Here is a 5,934-nt window from a genome sequence, read left to right as displayed (position 1 = left end):
CAGAAAATGGCAGCGATACCTGGGGCATTACTGAAGCGGCGTTTATGAGGGAAAAAGCAAATACCAAGTCCTTCAGTCAAACATTGGAAGTGGAGGGGGATCGCTTGCATTATCAGCAAACAACTGTGGTTGATATCTATGGTGAGAGTGGCTTCGAACATACCGATGAAAATACCCTAACCAAGATATCTTAATCTGATCACTTTCTACCGTATCAAGTATTACTCCATGCCCGCGAAACTCCTTAAGAAGGGAGTTTCAAATTGGCCTAAAACGCTTTAGACTTGCACAAAATTTTTCTGCCGAGGCTCCTTATGAATCCCCATTATCCTAACTTGCTAGCCCCTCTCGATCTTGGTTTTACGACTCTAAAGAACCGCGTCATTATGGGTTCTATGCACACGGGCTTGGAAGACCGTTTTTATCATATCGATAAGCTGGCGGCTTTCTTTGCTGAAAGAGCTCGGGGTGGGGTGGGCCTGATGATTACGGGCGGTTTCTCTCCAAACCGCCGTGGTGAGCTTTTGCCTTTGGGCTCTAGAATGGATAATAAACTAACGGCTTTATTGCATCGTCGCGTTACCTCTGCAGTACATAACGAAGGCGGCAAGATATGTATGCAGCTTTTGCACGCTGGTCGTTATGGCTATACGCCTTACAGTGTTTCAGCAACAAATAAAAAATCCCCGATCACGCCTTTTAAACCGAGTAAGCTAAGCTCGAAGCAAATTGAGTCAACCATCAATGACTATGCTAATGCGGCCAAGATGGCACAGTTTGCTAATTATGATGGTATTGAGATCATGGCATCAGAAGGTTATTTGATTAACCAATTCTTGGCTGAACGAGTCAATACACGAACTGATAAATGGGGCGGCTCTGCAGAAAACCGCATGCGCTTTGCTATCGAAACAGTACGTCGTGTACGTGAGGCGGTTGGCGAGAAATTTATTATCGTTTACCGAATGTCGTTGATGGACTTAGTTGACGGCGGTCAGAGTTGGGATGAAATTGAGGTCTTGGCTAAAGAGATTGAAGCAGCTGGTGCTACCATTATTAACACTGGTATTGGTTGGCACGAAGCGCGTATCCCGACAATTGTTACCTCTGTGCCGCGTGCTGCATTTAGTTTTGCGACAGAAAAGCTTCGTAAGACAGTTTCAATTCCTGTGTGTGCTAGTAACAGAATTAATACGCCTGAGATTGCAGAAGATATTATCGAAAAGGGTGAGGCAGATTTAGTCTCTATGGCACGCCCTTTACTGGCTGACCCTTTCTTCGTATCGAAAGCCGAGGCGGGCAAAGGCGATGAAATCAATACTTGTATTGCATGTAATCAGGCATGTTTGGATCACACTTTTCAGATGAAAAGGGCGTCGTGCTTGGTGAATCCTCGAGCTTGTCATGAAACTGAGTTGAAATATTTGCCGACTCAGGACAAGAAGCGAGTTGCGGTTATCGGTGCGGGGCCAGCAGGCATGTCTGCTTCAACGGTATTGGCTGAGCGGGGTCATCAGGTGAGTTTGTTTGATGCAAGCGACAAGATTGGCGGGCAGTTTAACATTGCCAAGCAAGTGCCGGGCAAAGATGACTTTAATGAGACCATGCGCTACTTCGGTAAGATGATTGAAAAGTATGGCGTTGACCTTCGTTTGAATACTTGGGTTGAAGCCGAAGACCTCATCAAAGAGGGGTTTGATGAGGTGATTGTCGCCACGGGTATTTCTCCTCGAACGCCTCCAATTCCTGGTGTTGAACATCAAAAGGTTATGAGTTATCTGGATGTTTTGCGTGATAAAAAGCCTGTTGGTGAGAAAGTAGCCATAATTGGTGCAGGCGGTATTGGTTTTGATGTTGGTGAGTTCCTAGTTCATAAGCACGGAGAAACGCCAGAGGCCGAAAAGCAGCAGTGGTATAAAGAGTGGGGGGTTGATACGCAGCTGAACAATCGTGCAGGCCTAATTGATCCTCAGGTCTCTGCCCCAGAGCGTGAGGTGTTCCTGCTACAAAGAAAAGAGAGTGCTCTAGGTAAGAATCTAGGCAAGACTTCTGGTTGGGTTCATCGAGCTGTGCTTAAGCAAAAGCATGTCACCATGATTCCTGGTTGTCAGTATGATCAGATTGATGACGAAGGCTTGCACATCACAGTGAACGGTAAGTCCCGCACTTTAGAGGTAGATAACGTGATTTTGTGTGCAGGACAGGACTCAAATCGTAAGTTGGCAGATGCTTTGTTGGAAGCGGGTGCTGAGGGTAAAGGGATGAAGGTTCATGTTATCGGTGGTGCAGACCTCGCAGCTGAGCTGGATGCAAAACGAGCCATTGACCAAGGTTCCCGTTTGGCCGCTGAAATTTAATCTCTATAGAGGCTTTTATAAACTAGGCTGCCTTAACCCAATTGATGAAGTCTGACTGATTCATCGGTTTTGCAAAAAGGTAGCCTTGAACTCCTTTTACATCCTTCTTACGCAGTACTTCAAGCTGTGTTGGTTGTTCAATTCCTTCGGCAATAACTTCAAAGTGGAAGTGTTTCGATAGTGCGATAACGGTATCTATCACTCCGTGTGTCGACGGTTCATCAGACAAGGTGCTGATAAAGCTTTTATCAATTTTGATTTCGTTCACAGGCAGGCTGTTTAGATAGGACAGTGAAGAGTAGCCCGTGCCAAAGTCGTCAATAGATATCTTGAAGCCTTTTTGCCTCAACTCATCAAGGATAGAAACGGTTTGTTCCAGGTCCTCTATTAACATCCCTTCCGTTATTTCCAACATAAAATATCCCGGGGAAAGCTCGTAGTGCTCCAGTGTGCGAATCAAGTTCATTGGTAGTGTGTTGGACTTAAGCTGGGAAGGGCAGATATTTACCGATATGCGAAAGTTATCTTTGAGTAAGTCTAAGCGCTTCAACTGACAAAGTGTTTCGCAAGCTTCGGTTAGCATTGCTTCCTGAATTTTATCCATAGCGCCCATGCGTTCGGCAACGGGGATAAAATCATTCGGGTAGATTAGGCCTCTTTCAGGGTGATGCCAGCGAATTAAAGCTTCTGCGGCAATTAGTTTTCCATTCAAATCTACTTGAGGTTGATAATGGGCGTGGAAGGCAAAGTGCTCCAGCGCATCATTGATTTCCCCTTCAACACGTAGGCGGTGATCAATGGACTCCTGAAGCACATCATTATGGAAGCATATTTTTTTGTGGGGAGTCTTTTTCGCTTCATACATAGCGGCATCGGCGTGCTTAAGCAGTTCTATTGCATCGCAATCGAATTCGTTGATGACTGCTATGCCGATGCTCGCGTCGATACGGTAACGTCGGTCTGATAATTCAAAGTGTTTTTCAAGGTCTTTAAGGCTTCGTTGGGCAACTTGAAGAGCTTCTTGCTCTACTTGCTTGCGAGAGCTACTGAGGTCTTCAAGCAAAATAACAAACTCATCGCCACCAATCCTAGCGATGGTATCGACTTCTCTTATAGAGTTTTGAAGCCGCCGGGCCACGGATACCAGAAGTTTGTCACCCACATAATGGCCTATGGAGTCATTGATTCGCTTGAAACCATTGAGGTCGATAAATATCAGGGCGCCAAAGAGGTGTTCTCGTTTAATCCTATCGATAACTTTCTGGGTTCTGTCCATCAAAAGTCGACGATTGGGGAGATTGGTTAGAGCATCGTAAAATGCAAGTTGTTCTATCTGGGTTTGAGCTTTTTGTTGCTGGGTTCGGAGGTTATGCTTCTCTAATGCAATGCTGGTTAGGTGAGTGAAGTGTTCCAGGATTTCTAAATGTGATTCATTTGGTCTTTGAATTTCAGGAAAATAGACAATGAATACTCCCTGGACCTCCTTTTGGGCCGAAAATATGGGAGTTGCCCAGCAGGCTTTAAGGTTTAGTGTTAGCGATAAATGAGCAAAATTTTGGCAATAAAACGTATTTTGCAGGTCTTCAATAATGATGGTTTCACCCGTCTGCGCTGCTATAGCACAGGGCATGCTATCGTGAGCGATCGGTATGCGGTCAACTTTTGAATGGAATAGCTCGGGTAGGCTGGGGGCTGCCAGTTGACGGAGCTCTTCATTCTCGATAATGAAAATAGCGGTCTTGATATGTTCGTCGACAAGGGCTTCGATATGAATAGCAATATCTTGGAGGCAGAGTTTTAAGTCTGCTTCCAGCGCAATTCTGCTTATTAGCGCAGTTTGGTGGGTCAGTAATGCTTGAAGCTGTTCATACCGCATGAAATACCTCTACAGCTAGCGGGTGAGAGATCTTAAATGTCCAACTTGCCAAGCATAATCGGGTTTGCACATTTCACCTGATTATAATTAAGTATTGAATCGATTAATTATTAGCCAGTTTTTTGCCTTATGCAAAGAAATAAAGGCCGTTATAGTTAAGTATTCTAAGTGGTAAATTATCAGCTTAATCCAGTTATTAGTGATTTGAGGCCAGTGTAGAAACAGCTGTTTTTACACTGGCCTCAAATATTGCATGTAAAAAACACCAATATTCGTTTGATACTCTCTTTTCATGCTTACTAAGCTTTGTTAGAATGCGCGCACTTTCCAGCAGTACTGCATTTCAATATGCCCATTTTGCTTGGAATGTTATGGTGACTTTCATTGGTTCCCACGCAATAATAAGCTGTTAACCTGGTCAGGCCCGGAAGGGAGCAGCCATAGCGGTGGATTTATGTGCCGAGGTGTAGCTGGTGGAAGTCATCACCTTAATTTTTCTTCCCTAGTTCTTCTTTCTGAATAGCTACTTCCTGTTGATCTAAGTCTTTAATAATCTCTATATTTGATTCCTTTGAGTCCGAGTGCTTGTGAATAGAAGCTATTTGGATGTGAAAACAAAGTCGTTTTAAGCCTCTTGTCAGTGTACTATAGCGTCTTAAGATTTTAATCGTTTACTTTGCTAAGATGATTTCATGAGTTATCAGGTACTTGCGCGTAAGTGGCGCCCCCAAAATTTCAAACAGATGGTTGGTCAAGAGCACGTTCTTAAGGCCTTGATTCATGCGCTTGAAAGTCAAAGGCTGCATCATGCTTATTTGTTCACCGGTACCCGGGGTGTCGGTAAAACGACAATTGGCCGTATTCTGGCGAAATGTCTAAGTTGTCATCAAGGTATTACTGCTGAACCCTGCGGTCAGTGCGGTGCTTGTACCAGTATTACTGAAGGCCGCTATGTTGATCTGATTGAAATCGATGCGGCCTCTCGAACCAAAGTAGAGGATATGCGTGAGCTTCTGGAAAATGTTCAGTATGCTCCCTCTGAAGGCCGCTTCAAGATATATCTGATTGATGAAGTTCATATGCTCTCGCAATCAAGTTTCAATGCTTTGTTGAAAACGCTCGAAGAACCTCCAGAGCATGTTAAGTTCTTGTTTGCGACAACCGACCCGCAAAAGCTTCCTGTAACGATTCTCTCGCGTTGCCTCCAGTTCAATCTGAAGAATATGTCGCCAGAACGCATTGTTGGGCACCTGCAGAATATCCTTGGTCAAGAGCAGGTTAGTTTTGAGGATATGGCTTTATGGGCGCTTGCCAGAGCTGCTGATGGCAGTATGCGTGATGCGCTTAGTCTGACTGATCAGGCTATAGCTTATGGAAACCATGCACTTACCGAGACTGGCGTTAGTGCAATGCTGGGGACGGTTGACCAGAAAAAGATCTATCGTATTCTGGATTGTTTGATTTCAAGAAATGCGGCAGCGATGCTTGACGAAATTAAAGCGCTCGCCGAATTTTCCCCAAATTATGCTTCAGTGTTAGCGACGATTGCAGAAGTGCTTCATCGTGTGGCTATCGAGCAGGCTGTTCCTGGCGCTTGTGATAACTCTATGGGTGATCAGGAGCACGTCGTTTCCTATGCTCGTAAGTTATGTGCCGAAGATGTTCAGCTTTTCTATCAAGTGGCCTTGGTTAGTCGTCAGG

The 5,934-nt window shown here is 44.8% G+C and carries 4 protein-coding genes and 1 other RNA gene; 4 read left to right on the top strand and 1 reads right to left on the bottom strand.

Annotation, left to right across the window (positions count from 1 at the left end):
* Together A3735_RS22115 and A3735_RS22110 are read left to right on the top strand one after the other, a co-directional pair.
* A partial coding sequence (locus A3735_RS22115; RefSeq protein ID WP_231882622.1) for a hypothetical protein occupies window positions 1-194 on the top strand: 194 nt, incomplete at its 5' end.
* 120 nt (window positions 195-314) lie between these two features.
* On the top strand, window positions 315-2,357 hold the full coding sequence (locus A3735_RS22110) for an NADPH-dependent 2,4-dienoyl-CoA reductase (RefSeq protein ID WP_068514757.1): 2,043 nt from the start codon (window positions 315-317) through the stop codon (window positions 2,355-2,357).
* Window positions 2,358-2,379: 22 nt separating this feature from the next.
* Here A3735_RS22110 and A3735_RS22105 read toward each other — a convergent pair whose 3' ends face one another.
* Window positions 2,380-4,233 carry a bifunctional diguanylate cyclase/phosphodiesterase gene (locus A3735_RS22105; RefSeq protein ID WP_068514760.1) on the bottom strand — a complete coding sequence of 618 codons (1,854 nt, stop codon included), beginning with the start codon at window positions 4,231-4,233 and terminating at the stop codon, window positions 2,380-2,382.
* A 382-nt stretch (window positions 4,234-4,615) separates the two neighbouring features.
* Between A3735_RS22105 and ffs the strand changes: the two genes are divergently transcribed.
* Together ffs and dnaX are read left to right on the top strand one after the other, a co-directional pair.
* Window positions 4,616-4,712, top strand: an RNA gene (ffs, locus tag A3735_RS22100) — signal recognition particle sRNA small type.
* Window positions 4,713-4,925: 213 nt separating this feature from the next.
* Window positions 4,926-5,934: DNA polymerase III subunit gamma/tau (gene dnaX, locus A3735_RS22095; RefSeq protein WP_068638655.1), on the top strand; the 1,009-nt coding region annotated here is incomplete at its 3' end.

The organism is Oleiphilus sp. HI0061 (assembly GCF_001635675.1).
The sequence above is the reverse complement of the archived record's forward strand: the minus strand, read 5'-3'. Positions and strand labels throughout refer to the sequence as shown.